Below are 19,880 nucleotides of genomic sequence, written 5' to 3'. Positions count from 1 at the left end.
GCGTCAGCTGGTACATCTAGTACATGGGCAGCGAACGCTCCGACGACGACACCTGGGATATCGCTAGCAGCGTCGGCGCGACGGCGGTGATGGTTGCCGCAGCGCGGGCCGGGGAATCCGAACGTGACGACGCGTTGATCCGCGACCCGTTCGCCAAGATCCTGGTCGCCGGCGCCGGTACCGGCGTGTGGGAGACGATCCTGGACGCCGACTTCAACAACCGGATGGCCGGCGCCGATCCTGAGGTCGCCGCGGTGCTCGAGCACATGGGCAACTACCAGGCGGTGCGCACGCATTTCTTCGACGCGTATTTCGCCGACGCCGCTGCGGCCGGCATTCGGCAGGTCGTGATCCTGGCGTCCGGGCTGGATTCGCGGGCCTACCGATTGGCTTGGCCGGCCGGCACGACGGTCTTCGAGATCGACCAGCCGAAGGTGCTGGAGTACAAGGACCAGACCTTGAAGGCGCACGGTGCGACGCCGGTCGCGGTATTGCACCAGCTGCCGATCGACCTGCGCAACGACTGGCCGAAAGCGTTGCGGGACGCAGGATTTGACGATTCGGCGCCGACCGCCTGGCTGGCTGAAGGGCTGTTGATGTACCTGCCGGCCGACGCGCAGGACCGCCTCTTCGACAACATCACCGCGCTGAGTGCACCGGGTAGCCGCATCTCGGTCGAGACGGTCGGCGAGCACGCCGCCGAACGCCGCCAGCGGATGCGCGATCGGTTCGACAAGCTCGCCGGGCAGTTCGGCATGGGACAGGTCATGAACGTGCAGGACCTGATGTACGAAGACCCCGATCGCGCCGACGTGGCCCAATGGCTCGACTCGCACGGCTGGTCGTCCACGTCCGTCACCTCCCAGGACGAGATGCGCCGGCTGAATCGCTGGGTTCAGGTCGATGCCACCGATGACAAGGCGTTTTCTACGTTCGTGACCGCACTCAAGCGCTGATCCGGAGCGGCCGGCCCTTCTAACCAACCGGCCGGTTGGCTAGGATTCGAATGTTGCCTGGCTCACGTAAGGACGTTCGTCATGACCCTTGATTCAGCTGTATCCGTCGGCCCAACAGCTGCTGATATCCCGGCGGTTGTCGCCGGCCTACGCAAGACCTACGCCACCGGGCGCACCCGTGACCTGCAGTGGCGCAAGAAGCAATTGCTCGCGCTGGCCCAGGCGATGGAAGAGAACGAGACCGCCATCGCCAAGGCGCTCGAGGCCGATCTCGGCCGCAAGCCCTTCGAGGCCTGGCTCGCGGACAGCGTCGGCACCATCGCCGAGGCCAAGGACGCGGCCAAGAACTTGCACAAGTGGGCGAAACGTCGCTACCGCCTGTTGGAGCGCTCGCAGCTACCCGGCCGTGGCTGGGTGGAATACGAGCCCTACGGCACGGTGCTGATCATCGGCGCGTGGAACTTCCCGTTCTACCTCACGCTGGGCCCGCTCGTCGGCGCCATCGCCGCAGGAAACACCGTGGTGCTCAAGCCATCTGAGTTCGCTCCGGCCTCGTCGCGACTGATGGTCGAGCTGGTCGAGAAGTACCTGGACACCTCGGCCATCGCCGTGGTGGAGGGCGACGGCATGGTCAGCCAGGAACTCATCGCGCAGGGCCTGGACCGCATCATGTTCACCGGCGGCACCGAGATCGGCAAGAAGATCATGGCCGCGGCCGCACCGCACCTGACGCCCGTGACCCTGGAACTGGGCGGCAAGAGCCCGGTGATCGTCGCCGCCGACGCCGATATCGATGTCGCCGCCAAGCGCATCGCCTTCGCCAAGGTGGTCAACTCGGGCCAGATCTGTGTGGCTCCGGACTACGTGGTGGCCGAGAAGCCCATCCGTGACGAGCTGGTCGCCAAGATCCGCGACGCCATCGTGGCCTTCACCGCCGACGACGCCGACGGCCTGCCGATCGTCAGCGAGCGGCAGTTCAACCGGCTCAGCAGCTACCTGGGCACCGGCGGGGACGTCGTCACCGGCGGCGGCACCAACCCGGCCCGGCTCACCATGCAGCCGACCGTCGTGGTCGACCCGCCGCTGGACGCACCGGTGATGACCGAGGAGATTTTCGGGCCGATCCTGCCGGTGATCACCGTCGATTCGCTCGACCACGCCATCGCCTTCGTCAACGCCCGGCCCAAGCCGCTGGCCGCGTACCTGTTCACCAAGGCCAAGGCCGTCCGCGAGCGCTTCATCCGTGAGGTGCCGGCCGGCGGCATGCTGGTCAACCACCTGATCTTCCAGGTTTCCACGGCCCGGCTGCCGTTCGGTGGCGTCGGACCGTCCGGCATGGGTGCCTACCACGGCCGGTACGGCTTCCTGGAGTTCAGCCACGCGAAGTCGGTGATGACGAAGCCGACGCGGCCCGACCTGGGCAAGCTGATCTACCCGCCGTACACCGACAAGGCGTGGAAGATCGCGCGCAAGTTCTTCTAGGCCGGTCGATGTCAGACCGGACCCACCGATGCGGCGGCCAATCGGTCGCCGTATACACAAGGGGACGCCCACCGCGGTGTCCCGCTGACCTTCCATGAGAGGAAACCCATGCCCGGAGTGCAGGATCGCGTCATTGTCGTCACCGGTGCCGGTGGCGGCCTGGGTCGCGAATACGCGCTGACGCTGGCCCGTGAAGGCGCCTGCGTCGTGGTCAACGACCTCGGCGGCGCGCGTGACGGCACCGGTGCCGGCCACAACATGGCCGACCAGGTCGTCGAGGAGATCAAGGCCGCCGGCGGCCGCGCTGCCGCCAACTACGACAGCGTCGCCGAGGCCGAGGGCGCCGAAAGCATCGTCAACACCGCGATCGAAGCCTTCGGCAAGATCGACGGCGTGGTGTCCAACGCGGGCATCCTGCGGGACGGCACCTTCCACAAGATGACCGCCGACCAGTGGGACATCGTGCTCAAGGTGCACCTGTACGGCGGGTACAACGTGATCCGTGCCGCCTGGCCGCACTTCCGCGAGAACGCCTACGGCCGCGTCGTGGTCGCCACCTCGACCAGCGGTCTGTTCGGCAACTTCGGTCAGGCCAACTACAGCGCCGCCAAGCTGGGTCTGGTCGGCCTGATCAACACGCTGGCCCAGGAAGGCGCCAAGTACAACATCAAGCTCAATGCCGTCGCGCCGATCGCCGCCACCCGGATGACCGAGGACATCGTGCCGCCGGAGGTCTTCGCGAAGCTGTCGCCGGAGTACGTGGCGCCGGTCGTGGCGCAGCTGTGCAGCGAAGAGCTGCCGGAGACGGGGTCGATCTTCATCGTCGGTGGTGGCAAGGTGCAGCGCACCGCGCTGTTCCAGAACGACGGTGTCACCTTTGACGACGTGCCCAGTGTCGACGAGGTCGCCGCGCGGTGGGGCGAGATCACCGATCTGTCTGCCGCCAAGGCCGCGTCGTTCGCGCTCGGCTGATAGGTGAAAGCGCTTGTTGCACAGTCGCTGACCGGCCCCTCGGGCCTTGCCTACGCCGATATCGATGACGCCGCTGACCCTTCGGGCAACGCGGTGGTCATCGATGTCGGTGCGGCCGGCGTCTGCTTCCCCGATCTGCTGCTGATCCGCGGCGAGTACCAGCTCAAGCTGCCGCCGGGATTCACCCCGGGCATGGAGGTGGCGGGTACCGTCCGGTCGGCGCCAGAGGGATCCGATTTCGTTGCCGGTCAACGGGTTTCAGCCTTCACGATGATGGGCGGCTATGCCGAGCGGGCACTGGCTCTGCCGTCGTCGGTGATCCCCACGCCCGACGGTCTGGATGACGCCTTGGCGGTCTGCCTGCTCGGCAACTACTACACGATGTACTTCGCGTTGGCCCGCCGCGGCGGGCTGTTGGCGGGGGAGACCGTGCTGGTGCTGGGTTCGGCCGGCGGCGTCGGGGTCGCGGCCATCCAGATCGCAAAGGCCATGGGCGCCAAGGTGATCGCCATGGTGCACCGGGTCGAGGCGATGGATTTCGTGGCCTCACTCGGCGCCGACGAGGTGCTACCGCTCACCGACGGCTGGCGCGACGCGGCGCTGGCGGCCACCGACGGCCGGGGAGTGGACCTGGTGGTCGACCCGGTCGGCGGCGACGCCTTCGATGACGCGATTCGGGTGCTGGCCACCGAGGGCCGGCTGCTGGTGCTGGGTTTCGCTGCCGGACAGGGTATTCCGTCAGTCAAGGTGAATCGGCTGCTGCTGCGCAACATCAGCGTGGTGGGCGTCGGGTACGGCGAGTACATCAACCGGGTGCCGGGTTCGGCCGCCGAGATCGGTGCCGGCCTGGCGAAGCTGGTCGAAGCCGGGCTGCGACCGCCGGAGCCGATGCGCTTTCCGCTGGCCGACGGTGCTGCGGCACTGCAGGCGTTGGCCGACGGGAAGATTCACGGCAAGGCAGTCCTGGAGCCCTAGTCGTGCATACCTTGGGAACAGTGCTGGTTGCGCTGGTCATCGCGATCGGCCTGGTCGGCATCGTGGTGCCGGTGCTACCCGGCGGTTTGGTCGTATTCCTCGCGATCGCGGTGTGGGCGGTAGTCGTCCACACTGCGACGTCGTGGGTGGTGCTCGGCGTCGCGGCGGCGTTGTTCCTGGCCGGCGAGGTGATCAAGTACCTCTGGCCGATGCGCCGGATGCGACAGGCTGACGTGTCCACCCGCAGCCTCGTCGTCGGCGGAATCCTTGGTGTCATCGGGTTTTTCGTGATCCCCGTGCTGGGACTGGCCCTCGGCTTCGTGCTGGGGGTCTACCTGTCCGAGTACTCGGCACTACGTGACAAGGGCCGGGCCTGGACGTCGACCAAGCACGCCCTGAAGGGCGTTGCGTTGGCCATGGGGGTCGAGTTGACAGCCGCGCTGCTCTCGACGGTCGCCTGGGTGACGGGTTTGGTGTTGGGCAATTGACCTCTACGCAATGGAGTCTCGGCGAAGCCGATGGCGAGCTGCTGCTGCACACCGGCGTGACCGGCAGTGCGGCCAGGATGGGGCACCGATTGACCATCGCGTTGAGCTCCTGGCGGGCGACCGTGGACTGGGACGGAGACAAACCCGCCTCGGTCGAGGTGACCGTCGAACTGAACTCACTCGAAGTGCTGACCGGTGAGGGCGGGATGACTCCGCTGTCCAGCGCGGAGAAGTCGTTAGTGCGGAGCAACGCGCTGAAGACGTTGCAGGTCAAGCGCTTTCCGCAGGCGACATTCCGTACGTCGTCGATCGAACCCGATGCGGACTCGTGGCGGTTGACCGGAACGTTGGACCTCTGCGGACGCAGCAGCGAGCAGACCGTCCACGTCGAGGCGGTACGGGACGACGCCGGTTGGCGGCTGAGCGGAGCGGCGGTCGTACGGCACAGTGACCACGGCATCAAGCAATATTCGATGCTGATGGGCGCGATGAAGGTGACGGACGAGGTTCGGGTGACACTTACCGCGAGTCGCGGCTAGGCACCGCCTCAGCCTCGCAGCACGCCTCGCAATCGCGTCAACTGCTCATCGGTAACCCCAATGGCCGCAAGGTAATTCGCCTGCGAGCCGTACTCGGCCTCCACGACCCCAAGGGCCGCATCCAGGTACTCCTCGCGGACCCCGAGCACCTCTTCGGTGAGCCGGGCCTCGGCGAACGTGACCACCTCGGCCGTCTGGCCGGCCCGGGTGCGGATGGTCTCCAGGATGCCCTCCCGCAGCTGCGGCACCGCGTCGTTGCTGCGCAGGAAGTCGGTCAGGATCGCGTCGCGCCCGACCCCGACGGCGCCCAGCACTGTCGCCACCGTGAATCCGGTGCGGTCCTTGCCGGCGAAGCAGTGCGCGATCACCGGGCGCGAGTCGGCGAGCATCGAAATGACCTGGCGCACCGCAAGATGCGCGCCCGGCAGGGTGGGGAAGCGGCGGTACTCCTCGACCATGAAGCGACCGGCGGCCGCCGCGACGTCCTCGTCGTCGGGCTTCTCCGTCATCATCTTCTCGAAGGCGTTCTCGTGCGGCGCCTCGGCTTCTTCAGTGCCGGCGGCGGCCAATTCGTGGAACGGCAGCAGGTGGATCGCGACGCCGTCGGGCACCTGCCCGGGACCCCGGCGCTCGACCTCGCGCAGCGACCGGAGGTCGGCGACATCGCTGATGCCGTAGCGCTGCAGGGCTTTACGGCCGTCGTCGTCCAGTCCGCTCAGCTCGCTGGACCGGAACAACCGACCACCGGCGATGCCCGTCTCCTCGGCGACATCGCGGAAGTTCCAGGCGCCGGCGAGTTCCAGGCCAGTCGACCGCATCAGTGACCCAACGCCGCGGCCGCCAGTGCCGACTTCTCTCGGCCGAGTTCGGCGCGCGCGATGGTGCGCATGTGCACCTCGTCCGGGCCGTCGAACAACCGCATCGCCCGGTGCCAGCCGTACAACCGCGCCAGCGGGACGTCATCGCAGATTCCCGCCGCGCCGTGCACCTGGATGGCCCGGTCGATCACATCGCACGCCACCTGCGGGGCCACCGACTTGATCTGCGACACCAGCACATGGGCAGCCTTGTTGCCCTGCTGGTCGATGGTCCAGGCAGCCTTCTCACACAACAACCGCGCCTGGTCGATCTCATTGCGGGACTTGGCAATCGACTCGCGCACCACGCCTTGCTCGGCCAGCGGCTTACCGAACGCCACCCGCGTGGACACCCGGTCGATCATCAACGCCAGCGCCCGCTCAGCGGCCCCGATCGCGCGCATACAGTGATGGATACGGCCCGGCCCCAGCCGCGCCTGCGCGATCGCAAACCCCGAACCCTCCTCGTGCAGCAGGTTCTCCGCCGGCACCCGGACGTTGTCGAAGACGATCTCGCAGTGCCCGTGCTGGTCCTGCCAGCCGAACACCGGCAACGACCGCTGGATGTCCACGCCGGGGGTATCGACCGGCACCAGGATCATCGACTGCTGCTGGTGTGAGGCCGCATCCGGGTTGGTGCGGCCCATGACGATCAGAATCTTGCAGCGCGGGTCGGCGGCGCCGGTGATCCACCACTTGCGGCCGTTGATGACATAGTCCCCGCCGTCGCGCAGCATCGTCGTCTCGATGTTGCGGGCATCCGAGGACGCCACGGCGGGCTCGGTCATGGCGAACGCGCTGCGAATCTCCCCGTTGAGCAGGGGTTCGAGCCACTGCTTGCTCTGCTGTTCGTTCGCGAACAGGTGCAGGGTCTCCATGTTGCCGGTGTCCGGCGCCGCGCAGTTGATGGCCTCCGGCGCGATCTCCATGCTCCAGCCGGAAATCTCCGCCAACGGGGCGTACTCCAGGTTGGTCAACCCGGACTCCGACGGCAGGAACAGATTCCACAGGCCACGCTTGCGGGCCTCGATCTTGAGCTCCTCGACCACCGGCGGCACCGTGTGATCCTTCGGGCCCTTCTCCTCGCGATAGGCGTGGTAGGAGGCCTCGGCCGGCAGCACGAGTTCGGTCATGAACTCGGTGAGCCTGTGCTGGTAATCCTGCGCTTTTGCCGACAACGCGAAGTCCATGACCGCCACGATATGCCACCTGGTTAGACATGTGACAGTGGGTCGGCGGCGTGACGCCCGGCCCAGGCAACAGCGGATTCCCTCCCCGCGACGACTTCGGGGAGGGAATCCGGGTATGGGTCCGGTCAGCGGCCCTGCAAAGCGGCCACCCGGTAGACGCCGCGGTGCCAGATGGCACCGGGCAGCGGCGTCCCCGCCGGCGGCGCGATGACCGACGGGGTCGCGACGATGTGTGGCGGGCGGACGTCGGGTCCGAGGGTGGTGGCGCCCGCGGCGCCGGCCAGGCCGAGTGCCGAGCCACCCAGGACGCCGGCGGCGATGATCGAGAAACCGAAGGTGCGGACGGTGATGCTCATTTGAATTCTCCTGTGTCAGTTAGCTTTTGATGTCTTGCTCCGGTGTGTTCCGGTGATGACTCAAGAGTGCCGGGTTGGGGGTCTGATGTCTGTCCGGTGATCGGCTGGTCCGCCGGTGGATTCGGGTGTCCCCTGATCGGGGGACACCCGGCCGCCAATTGGCGATCTTGTTACTTTTTCGCTGGCCGCCGTGCGACGCTGACGGCATGACCGACGAACGGGTTCGCGTTGTGGTGGGGGACGACCACCCGATGTTTCGCGACGGCGTCGTCCGCGCGCTGACGGCGAGTGGCGCCATCGAGGTACTCGCCGAAGCGGACGACGGGACCTCCGCGCTGGAGGCGATCCGGACCCACAAACCCCAGGTCGCTCTGCTGGACTACCGCATGCCTGGCATGGACGGCGCCGAGGTGGCCGCGGCGGTGCTGCGCGACGGCCTGCCGACCCGGGTGCTCCTGCTCTCCGCCCACGACGAGGCGGAGATCGTGTACCGAGCCTTGCAGGAAGGCGCGGCGGGCTTTCTGCCGAAGGAGTCGACGCGCAGCGAGCTCGTCAACGCGATCCTCGAATGCGCGAAGGGCCGCGACGTCGTCGCACCCAGCCTCGCCGCGGGGCTGGCCGGCGAGATCCGCCGGCGCGCCGAGCCGGACGCCCCGGTGCTCAGCCCGCGCGAACGCGAGGTGCTGCAGCTGATCGCCAAGGGCGCGAGCATCCCGACCATGGCCAAGGAGCTGTTCCTGGCGCCGTCGACCGTCAAGACCCACGTGCAGCGGCTCTACGAGAAGCTCGGGGTCGGGGACCGCGGCGCAGCCGTGGCCGAGGCGATGCGTCGCAAGCTGCTGGACTGACGTGAGCCCGACACTCAGCCGGATCGGCGAGTACCTGGCTGCCGAACCGGTGCGGATTTCGGCCGGGCTGCGGCTTCCGCTGATCGCGCTGATCGGCGTCCTGGTGTGGATCTGGGAGGTCGACCACTGGCTGCCCGTGCTGTACGCGGTGATCCTGGGGCTGTACGCCATCGCCGCGGTGATCTGGCTGGTGGCGGTGCTGCGCGGGCCGGTGCCACGCTGGGCGGATTGGGCGTCCACCGGCATCGACCTGCTGGTCATCCTGGCGCTGTGCCTGGTGTCGGGCGGTGCGACGGCGGCCCTGCTGCCGGTCTTCTTCCTATTGCCGATCTCGGTGGCGTTCCAGGATCAGCCATTGATGACCGCGGCCATCGGCACGTTGACGGCCGCCGGCTATCTGTCGGTGTGGATCTTCTACTCCAAGCACGACGACCGCATGGGCCTGCCGAACATGGTCTACACCCACTTCGGGTTCCTGGTCTGGCTGGCGGTGGCCACCACGGTGTTGTGTTTCGTGCTGGTACGGCGCCAGGAAAACGTGCAGGCCCTGCAGGAGGTGCGTCGCCAGCTGGTGTCCGAGGCCATGCAGTCCGACGAACGGCACAACCGGGAAGTCGCCGAAGGGCTACACGACGGCCCGTTGCAGACGCTGCTGGCAGCCCGTCTGCAGCTCGACGAGGTTCGGGAACGGACCCCCGGGCCGGAACTCGATGCGGTCTACGCAGCGTTGGAAGACACTGCAGCGGCGCTGCGCTCGACGGTCACCGAGCTGCATCCGCAGGTGCTCGCGCAGCTCGGCCTGACCCCGGCGGTGCGGGAACTGGTGCGGCAGTTCGAGTCTCGTACCCACCTGGTGGTGCGGGCCGACCTCGAGGAGGTGGGCAAGCCCGATTCGCAGCAGCTGCTGTACCGGGCGGCCCGCGAGCTGCTGACCAATATCGGCAAGCATGCGCAGGCCACGACGGTGTCGGTGCGGCTGGGCCCCATCGGCAATCGGATCGTCCTGACCATCGCCGACGACGGCGTCGGGTTCGACGCGGCGGTGGTCGCCCAGTACGTGGCCGACGGCCACATCGGCCTGGGCTCGCTGCTGGCCCGCTTGGACGCGATGGGTGGCTCGATGCTCGTCGACTCGGCGGCCGACGGCGGCACCCGCGTGACGGTGACGTCACCGCCCGAGCGCGAGTAGTCCTCTCGCGAGCAGACATAAAACTGTCGGTTTGGCCCCCTACAACGACAGTTTTACGTCTGCTCGGCAGGGAAAACCAGGTCGCTCGAAGCGGGCTCCGGGCGGTAGCGTCGCGCCATGAAGCTACGCATTCTGGTTGGCCTGCTGGTCGCGGCGGTGGTGGCGTTGGTCGTGAACATGGTGGTCGTGGAGCACACCAGCCGGGCGGCGGAACCGTTCGCCGGCGGTCATGTCCTCAAGCTCGATGGCCCCGACCTGAACGTCCGCGAGTACGGGCCACCAGGTGACCGGGCAATCGTTCTGCTGCATGGCTATTCGGCCTCCATCGAGTGGTGGGAGAAGGTCGCGCCGGCCCTGGCCGCGCATCAGCGGGTGATTGCCATCGACCTCGTCGGCCATGGTGGCTCCGAGGCCCCGACCGATCCCGCGCCGTATCACGCCGACGGTCAGGCCGAAGCCGTGCACCGGGCGCTCGAGGCGATGGGTGTCCGGCATGCCGAGCTCGTCGGACATTCGATGGGCGGCAAGGTGGCCGCCGAGTTCGCCACCAAGTACCCGGAAATGGTTGAGCGCGTGGCGGTTTCGGATACCCCGGCCGCGGAGGATCTGGTCGCGATGCCGTTGCTCGGCAGGATGCTGTGCTGGCCGGTCATCGGGCCCGCGCTGGATCGCTTCCGCGGCGTCGACGCGATCAGTGAAAGCTCGCTGCAGACCGGGTTCGCCGCCGACTACCCCGTTCCGCCGCTGGCGTACCGTTCGTTGAAGCAGCTGAACTACGCGGGCGTCTGCGACTCCAAGGAAGCCGGACGTCCCGTCGTGGAGACGCTCAAGGGGCTGGGGAAACCGGTGCTGGTGCTGTGGGGCGACAAGGATGTCCTGACCCCGACGGCGTCGAACGTCGCGCGCTACACCGCCGCCGGCCTGCCGCCGCACCTGATCGCAGGCTCGGGGCACAGCCCCATGGTGGAGAAGCCCGACCAATTCCTCGCCGCGATCGGTGATTTCGTGCGCTGAAGATCCCCGCGAGCAGACGCAAAACTGTCATCTAGCGGGCCAAAACGACAGTTTTGTGTCTGTTCGCGAGGAGAAAGTTTGTCAGACGCAGAAACCCCCAAATCCCTAGGGAATTGGGGGTTTCTGCGTTGGGAATTACAGCGCAGCCAGGATGTCGTTGACGCGGTCGCGTGCGTCGCCGAAGAGCATCTGGGTGTTGTCGCGGAAGAACAGCGGGTTCTGCACGCCCGCGTAGCCCGAGGCCATGGAGCGCTTGAACACGATGACGTTCTCGGCGTTCCACACCGTGAGCACCGGCATGCCGGCGATCGGGCTGCTCGGGTCCTCGGACGCGGCCGGGTTGACGGTGTCGTTGGCGCCGATGACGAGCACGACGGCGGTGTCGTCGAAGTCGTCGTTGATCTCGTCCATCTCGAGCACGATGTCGTAGGGCACCTTGGCCTCGGCCAGCAGCACGTTCATGTGACCGGGCAGGCGGCCGGCGACGGGGTGGATACCGAAGCGGACGTTGACGCCCTTTTCGCGCAGCTTGCGGGTCAGGTCGGCGACGCCGTACTGGGCCTGGGCCACAGCCATGCCGTAGCCCGGCGTGATGATGACCGAGTCGGCGGAGCCCAGCAGCTCGGCGGCGCCTTCGGCGGTGATCTCGCGGTGCTCGCCGTAGTCCTTGTCCTCGGCCGGGCCGGCTTCGATGCCGAAGCCACCGGCGATGACGGAGATGAACGACCGGTTCATGGCCTTGCACATGATGTAGGACAGGTAGGCGCCGGAGGAGCCGACGAGCGCGCCGGTGATGATCAGCAGGTCGTTGGACAGCAGGAAGCCCGACGCCGCGGCAGCCCAACCGGAGTAGCTGTTGAGCATCGAGACCACGACGGGCATGTCGCCGCCGCCGATGGAGGCGACCAGGTGCCAGCCCAGCAGCAGGGCCAGGGCGGTGACGCCGACCAGCAGCCACAGGTTCGGGGAGATGACGAACCAGACGGTCAGCGCGACGAACAGCACCAGCGAGCCGACGTTGAGGAAGTTCTTGCCCGGCAGCATCAGCGGGGAGGAGCTGATCTTGGCCGACAGCTTCAGGTTGGCGACGATCGAACCGGTGAAGGTCACCGCACCGATGAACACGCCGATGAACACCTCGGCGGAGTGGATGCCGAGCATGCCTTCCTTGGCGAGCTCGAGGGCGCCCTGGCTGTTCGGGTCGAACTCGGCGTGCAGGTAGCCGCTCCAGCCGACGAGCACGGCAGCCAGACCGACAAAGCTGTGCAGCAGCGCGATCAGTTCGGGCATGCCGGTCATCTCGACGACGCGGGCGCGCCACAGACCGATGGCCGCACCGACGGCCATGGCGCCGACCAGCAGCGCCAGGCCCAGCGGCTCGATCTTGTTGTTGATGGCCAGGACGATGGTGGCGATCAGTGCCACCCCCATGCCGGCCATACCGAAGGCGTTACCGGCCTTGGAGGTCTCGTGCTTGGAGAGCCCGGCCAGAGCGAGGATGAACAACAGGGCAGCGACGACGTAGGCCGCGTTCGCCACGTTGGTGATGGTTTCTGCGTTGAACATGAATCCGTTCCAAAGGTCTCTGAGGTTCGCAGGCTCTAGCTGCGGGAGAACATGGCCAGCATGCGGCGGGTCACCGCGAAGCCACCGAAGACGTTGATGCTGGCGAGCAGAATCGCGACGCCGGCCAGGGCGGTGATCGGGGTGTTGTGATGCCCGATCTGCAGCAGCGCGCCGACCACGATGATTCCGGAGATCGCGTTGGTCACCGACATCAGCGGGGTGTGCAGGGCGTGGTGCACGTGCCCGATCACGTAGTAGCCGATCACGATCGCCAGCGCGAACACCGTCAGGTGGACCTGCAGGGCGGCCGGCGACGCGGCGATCAGGGCAAAGAGCACGGCTGCGGCGCCGAACGTCACACCGAGGCGACGCTGCGTCGACATCGGCTCCTTGACCTTGGACACCACCGGCGCGGCAGCGGCCGCGGCTTGGGCGGGGGCGGCGGAGACCTGCACCGGCGGCGGGGGCCAGGTGATCTCGCCGTCGCGCACGACGGTCACGCCGCGCTGCACCACGTCGTCGAAGTCCAGGACGACCTGGCCGTCCTTCTCCGGGGTGAGCAGCTTGAGCAGGTTGACCAGGTTGGTGCCGTACAGCTGCGAGGCCTGCGCAGGCAGGCGGCCGGCCAGGTCGGTGTAGCCGATGATCGTCACGCCGTTGTCGGTGACGACGGACTGGTCCTTGACGGTGCCTTCGACGTTGCCGCCGTTGGCTGCGGCCATGTCGACGATCACCGAGCCGGCCTTCATCGAGGCCACCATGTCCGCGGTGATGATCCGCGGCGCGGGACGGCCCGGGATCAGCGCGGTGGTGATGATGATGTCGACATCTTGGGCGAGTTGTGCGTAGAGCTCGGCTTCGCGGGCTTTGTAGTCGTCGCCCATTTCTTTGGCGTAGCCGGTGGCGGAGACTTCGCCGGCGTTGGGGTCGACCGAGACGTATTCACCGCCGAGGGAGGCGACCTGGTCGGCCACCTCGGGACGGGGGTCGGTGGCGCGCACGACCGCACCGAGCGAACCGGCGGCACCGATCGCGGCCAGGCCGGCGACACCGGCGCCGACGACCAGGACCTTGGCCGGCGGGACCTTGCCGGCGGCGGTGACCTGGCCGGTGAAGAACCGGCCGAATGCGTGGGCGGCTTCGACGACGGCGCGGTAGCCGGCGATGTTGGCCATCGACGACAGCACGTCGAGGGACTGGGCGCGCGAGATGCGCGGCACCGCGTCCATGGCCAGGACGGTGATCGGGCGCGTTGCCAGTTTCTCGACCAGTTCCGGCTTCAAACCGGGGGAGATCAGCGACACGAGGGTGGCGCCGTCCTTGACCGCGGCGATCTCGCCGTCGTCGGGGGCGTTGACCTTCAGCACGATGTCGGCGGCCCAGGGGGAGCCGATGTCGGCCCCGGCCTCTACATAGGCGGCGTCGGCGAAACTGGACAAGTTGCCAGCGCCGGACTCGACCACTACCGAATAGCCGAGCTTGATCAGCTGGCCGACAGTTGCAGGAGTGGCGGCAACCCGCGTCTCACCAGCCAGAGACTCGCGGGGAATCCCGATGATCATCGAATTCGATCCGATCTGTGTTGGTTTGCTTGCAAGAGTCTCCCCCATCCACGTCTGGATGGTGCTCTTACCCCCCTGTACGAGTTAGCAATCGCTTATAAATTAGCAGTCGCTCATAAGTCCACCAAAAGCTCACTGCCGGCATTGCCTGGATATGGCTACGTCACCGACGGGGGTTCGGGTACGCAAAATTCGGCCGGTGGGACGACGTGCGTCTGACACCGGCCGGTTGGGTGAAACTGGTTGTACGTCTACACCGGGGGGTACGCCGGGGGCGGGTATACGCCGCGAATGCCCCACGGGACCCAGTTGAAGAAGTACTCGACCTCGTCGCTCGCGTCGTAATCCGGACTCGGATCCATCAGTACCTCCAGCCGACATGCTTGTTACTGCGGAGTTTAGCTGCTGGGGCCCGCCTGCGAGTGGCAGATCGGCTGTCGAGATGCCACGGCATAGACTGGCCAACCAGTTGATTGGGTCCCGGGCCGCGCGCCCGGCTGCATAGAGTTGAGCTGATATGTCCACAGAGTCGTCGGCAAAGGGTTCTGCGACGGGATCGGCCGCCTCAAACGGCTCGTCGCGGCGCGAGGAGTTGCTGGCGGTGGCCGCCAAGCTATTCGCGGCCCGCGGCTACCACGGGACACGCATGGACGACGTGGCCGACGCGGTCGGGCTGAACAAGGCGACGGTCTACCACTACTACGCCAGCAAGTCGTTGATCCTCTGGGACATCTACAAGGCGACCGCCGACTTCACCGTCGACGCCCTGCACGACGACCCGACGGCCTCGGCGCGGGAGACCATCTTCAACTTCACCCGGCGGCTGCTCACCGGCATCGCCACTGACCTGGAACGCGCGGCGGTGTACTTCCAGGAGGGGCCGTACATCACCGAATGGTTCACCGAGGAACAGGTCGCCTACATCCGCCAGGCCGAGACCACGGTCTATGAACACGTCCGCGACGTCATCGACCGCGGTATCGCCAGTGGTGAATTCAGCGACTGCGACTCGCATGTGCTGGCGCTCGGCTACATCGGGATGACGCTCGGCGCCTACCGGTGGCTGCGGCCCCACGGCCGGCGCTCGGCCTCCGAAATCGCCGTCGAGTTCAGCACCGCACTGCTGCGTGGCCTGATCCGCGACGAGAAGATCCGCGCCGAGGACCCCCTCGGTGGCGGAGCATAGGACTGACCGCGCAATCGAGAGGTGACTGAGGTCCGATGAAATCTCTGCTGCTGTCCCGACGGGACCTCGACTTCCTGCTGTACGAGTGGCTCAAGGTCGACGAGCTGACCGGTCGCAAACGATTCGCCGACCATTCGCGCGAGACCTTCGACGGGGTCCTGGACCTCAGCGAGCAGCTGGCCGAACGCTACTTCGCGCCGCACAACAAGAAGAGTGACGCCAACGAGCCCACCTTCGACGGGCAGACCGTCACCATGGTCCCGGAGGTCAAGGAGGCCTGGGACGCGTTCGTCGCGGCCGACCTGATCGGCATGTCGATGGAAGAGTCGGTCGGCGGGGCGCAACTGCCGGCGGTCGTCGCACAGGCGGCGTTCGCCTGGATCGCCGCCGCCAACGTGTCGACGTCGGGCTACCTGATGCTGACCATCGCCAACGCCAATCTGCTGACCAAGTTCGGTACGCCCGAGCAGATCGAGACCTACGTCAAACCCATGCTGGCCGGCCGCTTTTCGGGCACCATGGCGCTCTCGGAGACCCAGGCCGGGTCGTCGCTGGCCGACGTGGCCACCCGCGCCGAACCGCAAGACGACGGCACCTACCGGCTGTTCGGATCCAAGATGTGGATTTCGGGCGCCGAGCACGAGATCACCGACAACATCGTCAACCTGGTGCTGGCCAAGCTTCCCGGCGGACCTCCCGGCACCAAGGGCATCTCGCTGTTCATCGTGCCCAAGTACCTGGTGAACGCCGACGGGTCGATCGGCGAGCGCAACGACGTCGCCATCGCGGGCCTGAACCACAAGATGGGGCAGCGCGGCGTCACCAACACCGTGCTGAATTTCGGTGACACGCAATTCAATCCGGGCGGCGAGAACGGCGCGGTCGGTTACCTGGTGGGCGAGCCGCACCGCGGCATCGTCTACATGTTCCAGATGATGAACGAGGCCCGGCTGGCCGTCGGCATGGGTGCGGTGGCGCTGGGCTACACGGGCTACCTCAAGTCGGTGCAGTACGCGCGGGAGCGGCCGCAGGGCCGCCCGCTGGACGTCAAGGACCCGACGACGCCGCAGGTGCCCATCGTCGAGCATCCCGACGTCAGGCGAATGTTGTTGGCGCAGAAGGCGTATGTCGAAGGCGGGCTGGCGCTGGGCCTGTACTGCGCACGGCTGGTGGACGTGCAGCACAGCGCGGAGTCGGACGCCGAAGCCGACGCGGCCGGTCTGTTGATCGACATCCTGACCCCGATCGGCAAGAGCTGGCCCTCGCAGTGGTGCCTGGAGGCCAACAACCTGGCGATCCAGGTGCACGGCGGGTACGGCTACACCCGCGAATATGACGTCGAGCAGCATTACCGGGACAACCGGCTGAACCCGATCCATGAGGGCACCAACGGCATCCAGAGCCTGGACCTGTTGGGCCGCAAGGTGACTCAGCGCGGCGGAGCCAGCCTGGCAGCGCTGGGACAGGTCATCTCGGAGACGGTCCGGGCGGCGAACGAACTGGGCGGCGATGGCGCCGAACTGGCGGCCGCGCTGGATGCGTCCTGGCAGCGGCTCGTCGCCGTCACCACCGGCATGTTCGGCTCGGGCGACATTCCTGCGGTGATGGCCAACAGCCACGTCTACCTGGAAGCGTTCGGGCACATCGTGGTGGCGTGGTTGTGGCTGGAACAGTTCGTGGCAGCCGCGGGCAAGGACGGCGACTTCTACGACGGTAAGCGGCAGGCCGCCCGGTACTTCTTCCGGTTCGAATTGCCCAAGACCGCACCGCAATTGGACCTGCTGGAGTCGCTGGACCGGACGACGCTGGAGATGCGGGACGGCTGGTTCTAGCCTTCGAACGTGAACTAGATTGCGAAGATTCGGCGAAATCACGCGATCTACTTCACGTTCGGCGACTAGAACTCAACGATCTGCCGCACCGCGTGGCCCGAGGCGAGGGCGTCCATGCCGGTGTTGATGTCGTCGAGGGTGATGGTGTCGGACACCAGCTTCTCGACCGGCAGCCGTCCGGACCGCCACAGGTCGACGAAGCGCGGGATGTCCCGCGCCGGCACGGCCGACCCGAGGTAGCTGCCGATCAGCGAGCGGCCGTCCGCGACCAATGCCAGCGGTGACACCGTGATTCGCGCATCGGGGTGTGGCAGCCCGACGGTGATGGTCTTGCCGCCGGGCGCGGTCATGCCGATCGCGGTTTCGAGCGCCGCGGGATGGCCGGCGGCCTCGATCACCACGTCGGCCTTGAGGTCGCCGGGGTCGGTGACGGCGTCGTGCGCGCCGAGTGCGCGGGCCTGATCGAGCTTGTCGGGCAACCTGTCCACCGCGACGACCCGGACGTCGTCGTGCGCCAGCGCGGTGAGCATCGCGGCCATCCCGACCCCGCCCATGCCCACGATGGCCACCGTCTGACCCGGTTTCGGTTGTCCGGCGTTGAGCACCGCGCCGCCGCCCGTCAGCACCGCGCAGCCGAGCAGCGATGCGACGACCGGAGGGACGTCAGCGTCTACCGGTACCACCGATCGGCGGTCCACCACCGCGTACGTCGCGAAGGCGGACACTCCGAGGTGGTGCAGAACCGTTGTGCCGCTTCGGGATAACCGCGTCGCGCCGCCGAGCAGCGTGCCCGCGCCGTTGGCGGCGCTACCCGGGATGCAGGGTGCCAGGCCGTTCGTCGCGCAGGACCGGCACGCCCCGCAGCGCGGCAGGAACGTCATGACCACCCGTTGGCCGACGGCCAAATCAGAAGTGCCGCCGACCTGTTCGACGATGCCGGCAGCCTCGTGGCCGAGCAGCATGGGAACCGGTCGGACCCGGTTGCCGTCCACCACCGACAGATCGGAATGACACAGCCCGGCGGCCTCGATGCGGACCAGCACCTCGCCGTCGCCCGGCGCGGCCAGATCCAGTTCACTGACGGTGAGCGGCCGCGAATCGGCGTACGGGCGGGGCCGCCCGATCTCCTCGAGTACGGCACCGCGAATCTTCATGGCCCCAGCCTGACAGACTGGCCGCCATGGAGCAGGCACTGACCACCGCAGACTTTCCGGTGCACTGGCCCGTGCAGACCCGGTGGACCGACAACGACATGTTCGGCCACCTCAACAACGCGGTCTACTACGAGCTGTTCGACACCGCGATCAACGCGTGGATCAACACCACGCGCGACGTCGACCCGGTGGCCGCACCGTGGCTCGGGGTGGTCGCCGAATCGAGCTGCCGCTACTTCGCCGAGCTGAAGTTCCCGTCGCAGCTGGTGGTCGGGCTCGCGGTGAGCCGGCTGGGCAACAGCAGCGTCACCTACCGAACCGGGTTGTGGGCGGACGGCGACGGCACACCTGCCGCGGTCGGCAGCTGGGTTCACGTCTACGTCGACCGCGACACCCGTCGTCCGGTTCCCATTCCGGCGCCCATCCGGGAGCTGCTGGAGACCGCCGTCGTCAGTTGACTCTGTACTGAGGGCGCAGAAGTGCGCCCGAGGGACTTGCGCCCGCAGTTCAGGGTCAACGGCTACACGCGCGGGAGCAACGGAACAGTGGCCTCGATATGCTCTGGCCCATGCCGATCGTGAGCAAGACCGTCGAGGTCTCCGCACCCGCAGCGCAGATCCTGGGGATCGTCGCCGACTTCGAGGCCTACCCGCAGTGGAACGAAGAGGTCACCGGCTGCTGGATCCTGCACCGCTACGACGACGGCCGGCCCAGCCAGCTCCGTCTGGACACCAAGATTCAGGGGATGGACGGCTCCTACATCCAGGCCGTCTACTACCCGGGTGACGGCCAGATTCAGACCGTCATGCAGCAGGGCAACCTGTTCTCCAAGCAGGAGCAGCTGTTCTCCGTGGTCGACCTCGGGGCGAGCGCCCTGCTGACCGTCGACATGGACGTCGAGGTCGACATGCCGGGTATCCCGGCGATGATGATCAAGAAGGTCGTGGGCGACGCACTGGACCACCTGGCCGGCAACCTGAAGACGCGCGCCGAGCAGCTCGCCGCCAACTAGCCCGGCCACAACCCGAGCTCGTCCAGACGTCCGGTCAACCGCTCGGCGGCGTCGTCGAACTGGCGGCGGGTCTGCCGCACCACCTCGTCGATGTTCTTGTCCCGCAAGGCCGCAACCAATTCGCGGTGATTGGCAACTGTCGCGGCACCCCACTGCGGATCGGTGGCGTAGATACGGACCGGCAGGTACCGGGCCGCGTGCAGCAGGAACCACGCCAGCTTGGTCCGGCCGGCGGCGCGGTTGAACTCCTTGTGGAACAGGAACTCCGCCTGGGCGATCGCGTCGATGTCGCCCGCCGCGACGGCAGCGGCCAGTTCGTCGGTGAGCCGGTCGAGTTCGGCGATGCCTGGTTCGGTGATCCGCCGGGCCGCGTTCGCGGCGATCTCGGTGGCGATGGTGGCCTGCAACCAGAAGATGTCGGCGATGTCGTCACGGGTGAACGCGGACACCACGTGGCCACGGTTGGGCTCGAGCTGGACCATGCCCTCACCGCGCAGGGTGCGCAGTGCCTCGCGGACCGGCGTGATGCTCACGCCGAGTGCGGCGGCGGTCTCGTCCAGTCGGACGAAGGTGCCCGGCCGCAGGGTGCCCGACATGATGGCCGTTCGGAGATGGGCCGCCACCTCGTCGGACAGCTGTTCGCGCCGGCGCAGGCCGGGTAGCGGTTTCGCCGAGACGTTCACGGCATTCCTTCGGGTGGGC

At 67.3% G+C, this 19,880-nt stretch carries 20 protein-coding genes and 1 pseudogene; 13 read left to right on the top strand and 8 right to left on the bottom strand.

The window, feature by feature from the left end:
* Positions 1–23: 23 nt before the first annotated feature.
* The 6 genes from TL10_RS22775 to TL10_RS22750 all read left to right on the top strand — a co-directional run bounded on the left by TL10_RS22775 (position 24) and on the right by TL10_RS22750 (position 5,412).
* Positions 24–956 carry an SAM-dependent methyltransferase gene (locus TL10_RS22775; protein ID WP_043391308.1) on the top strand — a complete coding sequence of 311 codons (933 nt, stop codon included), beginning with the start codon at positions 24–26 and terminating at the stop codon, positions 954–956.
* Between the two features lie 81 nt (positions 957–1,037).
* Positions 1,038–2,438: an aldehyde dehydrogenase family protein gene (locus TL10_RS22770; protein WP_043391307.1), complete on the top strand. Its 1,401-nt coding sequence runs from the start codon at positions 1,038–1,040 to the stop codon at positions 2,436–2,438.
* Between the two features lie 108 nt (positions 2,439–2,546).
* On the top strand, positions 2,547–3,410 hold the full coding sequence (locus TL10_RS22765; RefSeq protein WP_043987471.1) for an SDR family oxidoreductase: 864 nt from the start codon (positions 2,547–2,549) through the stop codon (positions 3,408–3,410).
* 3 nt (positions 3,411–3,413) lie between these two features.
* Positions 3,414–4,385, top strand: coding sequence for an NADPH:quinone oxidoreductase family protein (locus TL10_RS22760; RefSeq protein ID WP_043987470.1), 972 nt, complete (start codon positions 3,414–3,416; stop codon positions 4,383–4,385).
* A 2-nt stretch (positions 4,386–4,387) separates the two neighbouring features.
* A complete protein-coding gene (locus tag TL10_RS22755) occupies positions 4,388–4,873 on the top strand; it encodes a DUF456 domain-containing protein (protein WP_043391300.1) in 486 nt (161 codons plus the stop codon).
* Positions 4,870–5,412: a YceI family protein gene (locus TL10_RS22750; protein WP_231575479.1), complete on the top strand. Its 543-nt coding sequence runs from the start codon at positions 4,870–4,872 to the stop codon at positions 5,410–5,412. Before TL10_RS22755 ends, TL10_RS22750 begins: the two co-directional genes overlap by 4 nt.
* A gap of 8 nt (positions 5,413–5,420) precedes the next feature.
* On the opposite strand, the gene TL10_RS22745 is transcribed toward TL10_RS22750, so the two are convergent.
* From TL10_RS22745 to TL10_RS22735, 3 genes are all read right to left on the bottom strand, one after another.
* Positions 5,421–6,230: a tyrosine-protein phosphatase gene (locus TL10_RS22745; protein ID WP_043391296.1), complete on the bottom strand. Its 810-nt coding sequence runs from the start codon at positions 6,228–6,230 to the stop codon at positions 5,421–5,423.
* The gene (locus TL10_RS22740) at positions 6,230–7,459 is read right to left on the bottom strand and encodes an acyl-CoA dehydrogenase family protein (protein WP_043987468.1); all 1,230 of its coding nucleotides are present in this window, start codon (positions 7,457–7,459) and stop codon (positions 6,230–6,232) included. Before TL10_RS22740 ends, TL10_RS22745 begins: the two co-directional genes overlap by 1 nt.
* 125 nt (positions 7,460–7,584) lie before the next feature.
* Positions 7,585–7,815, bottom strand: a complete 231-nt coding sequence (locus TL10_RS22735) for a hypothetical protein (protein ID WP_043391284.1) — start codon at positions 7,813–7,815, stop codon at positions 7,585–7,587.
* Positions 7,816–8,021: 206 nt separating this feature from the next.
* On the opposite strand from TL10_RS22735, the gene TL10_RS22730 reads away from it, so the two are divergent.
* From TL10_RS22730 to TL10_RS22720, 3 genes are all read left to right on the top strand, one after another.
* On the top strand, positions 8,022–8,663 hold the full coding sequence (locus TL10_RS22730; RefSeq protein ID WP_043391282.1) for a response regulator: 642 nt from the start codon (positions 8,022–8,024) through the stop codon (positions 8,661–8,663).
* A 1-nt stretch (position 8,664) separates the two neighbouring features.
* Positions 8,665–9,852 (top strand): sensor histidine kinase, encoded by a 1,188-nt coding sequence (locus TL10_RS22725; RefSeq protein WP_043391280.1) that lies wholly within the window; start codon positions 8,665–8,667, stop codon positions 9,850–9,852.
* A gap of 117 nt (positions 9,853–9,969) precedes the next feature.
* Complete coding sequence (locus tag TL10_RS22720; protein ID WP_043391277.1) at positions 9,970–10,866, top strand: alpha/beta fold hydrolase; 897 nt, start codon at positions 9,970–9,972, stop codon at positions 10,864–10,866.
* Between the two features lie 135 nt (positions 10,867–11,001).
* Here the strand turns inward: TL10_RS22720 and pntB are convergent, their stop codons facing one another.
* The 3 genes and pseudogenes from pntB to TL10_RS31765 form a co-directional block, all read right to left on the bottom strand.
* A complete protein-coding gene (pntB, locus tag TL10_RS22715) occupies positions 11,002–12,432 on the bottom strand; it encodes a Re/Si-specific NAD(P)(+) transhydrogenase subunit beta (protein WP_043987466.1) in 1,431 nt (476 codons plus the stop codon).
* A 35-nt stretch (positions 12,433–12,467) separates the two neighbouring features.
* Complete coding sequence (locus tag TL10_RS22710) at positions 12,468–13,994, bottom strand: Re/Si-specific NAD(P)(+) transhydrogenase subunit alpha (RefSeq protein WP_043391272.1); 1,527 nt, start codon at positions 13,992–13,994, stop codon at positions 12,468–12,470.
* A gap of 251 nt (positions 13,995–14,245) precedes the next feature.
* Positions 14,246–14,362, bottom strand: a pseudogene (locus tag TL10_RS31765) (CAP domain-containing protein); the annotation flags it as partial.
* A 149-nt stretch (positions 14,363–14,511) separates the two neighbouring features.
* On the opposite strand from TL10_RS31765, the gene TL10_RS22705 reads away from it, so the two are divergent.
* Together TL10_RS22705 and TL10_RS22700 are read left to right on the top strand one after the other, a co-directional pair.
* Positions 14,512–15,180 (top strand): TetR/AcrR family transcriptional regulator, encoded by a 669-nt coding sequence (locus tag TL10_RS22705; RefSeq protein ID WP_043391269.1) that lies wholly within the window; start codon positions 14,512–14,514, stop codon positions 15,178–15,180.
* A 35-nt stretch (positions 15,181–15,215) separates the two neighbouring features.
* Positions 15,216–17,012, top strand: coding sequence for an acyl-CoA dehydrogenase (locus TL10_RS22700; protein WP_043987465.1), 1,797 nt, complete (start codon positions 15,216–15,218; stop codon positions 17,010–17,012).
* Between the two features lie 65 nt (positions 17,013–17,077).
* On the opposite strand, the gene TL10_RS22695 is transcribed toward TL10_RS22700, so the two are convergent.
* Positions 17,078–18,166: an alcohol dehydrogenase catalytic domain-containing protein gene (locus tag TL10_RS22695; RefSeq protein ID WP_043987463.1), complete on the bottom strand. Its 1,089-nt coding sequence runs from the start codon at positions 18,164–18,166 to the stop codon at positions 17,078–17,080.
* 26 nt (positions 18,167–18,192) lie between these two features.
* Here TL10_RS22695 and TL10_RS22690 point away from each other — a divergent pair, with 26 nt between their 5' ends.
* Positions 18,193–18,624: an acyl-CoA thioesterase gene (locus TL10_RS22690; protein WP_043987461.1), complete on the top strand. Its 432-nt coding sequence runs from the start codon at positions 18,193–18,195 to the stop codon at positions 18,622–18,624.
* Between the two features lie 110 nt (positions 18,625–18,734).
* The gene (locus tag TL10_RS22685) at positions 18,735–19,178 is read left to right on the top strand and encodes an SRPBCC family protein (protein WP_043391893.1); all 444 of its coding nucleotides are present in this window, start codon (positions 18,735–18,737) and stop codon (positions 19,176–19,178) included.
* Here TL10_RS22685 and TL10_RS22680 read toward each other — a convergent pair.
* Positions 19,175–19,861 carry a GntR family transcriptional regulator gene (locus TL10_RS22680; protein WP_043391259.1) on the bottom strand — a complete coding sequence of 229 codons (687 nt, stop codon included), beginning with the start codon at positions 19,859–19,861 and terminating at the stop codon, positions 19,175–19,177. The genes TL10_RS22685 and TL10_RS22680 overlap by 4 nt on opposite strands.
* Positions 19,862–19,880: the final 19 nt, after the last annotated feature.

Source organism: Mycolicibacterium llatzerense, from assembly GCF_000878195.1.
Lineage (GTDB): Bacteria > Actinomycetota > Actinomycetes > Mycobacteriales > Mycobacteriaceae > Mycobacterium > Mycobacterium llatzerense.
This window is presented reverse-complemented; position numbering and strand designations above follow the sequence as displayed.

Bases quoted from the DNA above. Each gene is read 5' to 3' on its own strand.
- TL10_RS22730 (WP_043391282.1), top strand. From the start codon at position 8,022: ATGACCGACGAACGGGTTCGCGTTGTGGTGGGGGACGACCACCCGATG.
- TL10_RS22770 (WP_043391307.1), top strand. From the start codon at position 1,038: ATGACCCTTGATTCAGCTGTATCCGTCGGCCCAACAGCTGCTGATATC.
- TL10_RS22735 (WP_043391284.1), bottom strand. From the start codon at position 7,815: ATGAGCATCACCGTCCGCACCTTCGGTTTCTCGATCATCGCCGCCGGC.
- TL10_RS22695 (WP_043987463.1), bottom strand. From the start codon at position 18,166: ATGAAGATTCGCGGTGCCGTACTCGAGGAGATCGGGCGGCCCCGCCCG.
- TL10_RS22705 (WP_043391269.1), top strand. From the start codon at position 14,512: ATGTCCACAGAGTCGTCGGCAAAGGGTTCTGCGACGGGATCGGCCGCC.
- TL10_RS22710 (WP_043391272.1), bottom strand. From the start codon at position 13,994: ATGATCATCGGGATTCCCCGCGAGTCTCTGGCTGGTGAGACGCGGGTT.
- TL10_RS22740 (WP_043987468.1), bottom strand. From the start codon at position 7,459: ATGGACTTCGCGTTGTCGGCAAAAGCGCAGGATTACCAGCACAGGCTC.
- pntB (WP_043987466.1), bottom strand. From the start codon at position 12,432: ATGTTCAACGCAGAAACCATCACCAACGTGGCGAACGCGGCCTACGTC.
- TL10_RS22765 (WP_043987471.1), top strand. From the start codon at position 2,547: ATGCCCGGAGTGCAGGATCGCGTCATTGTCGTCACCGGTGCCGGTGGC.
- TL10_RS22690 (WP_043987461.1), top strand. From the start codon at position 18,193: ATGGAGCAGGCACTGACCACCGCAGACTTTCCGGTGCACTGGCCCGTG.
- TL10_RS22775 (WP_043391308.1), top strand. From the start codon at position 24: ATGGGCAGCGAACGCTCCGACGACGACACCTGGGATATCGCTAGCAGC.
- TL10_RS22745 (WP_043391296.1), bottom strand. From the start codon at position 6,230: ATGCGGTCGACTGGCCTGGAACTCGCCGGCGCCTGGAACTTCCGCGAT.
- TL10_RS22720 (WP_043391277.1), top strand. From the start codon at position 9,970: ATGAAGCTACGCATTCTGGTTGGCCTGCTGGTCGCGGCGGTGGTGGCG.
- TL10_RS22700 (WP_043987465.1), top strand. From the start codon at position 15,216: ATGAAATCTCTGCTGCTGTCCCGACGGGACCTCGACTTCCTGCTGTAC.
- TL10_RS22685 (WP_043391893.1), top strand. From the start codon at position 18,735: ATGCCGATCGTGAGCAAGACCGTCGAGGTCTCCGCACCCGCAGCGCAG.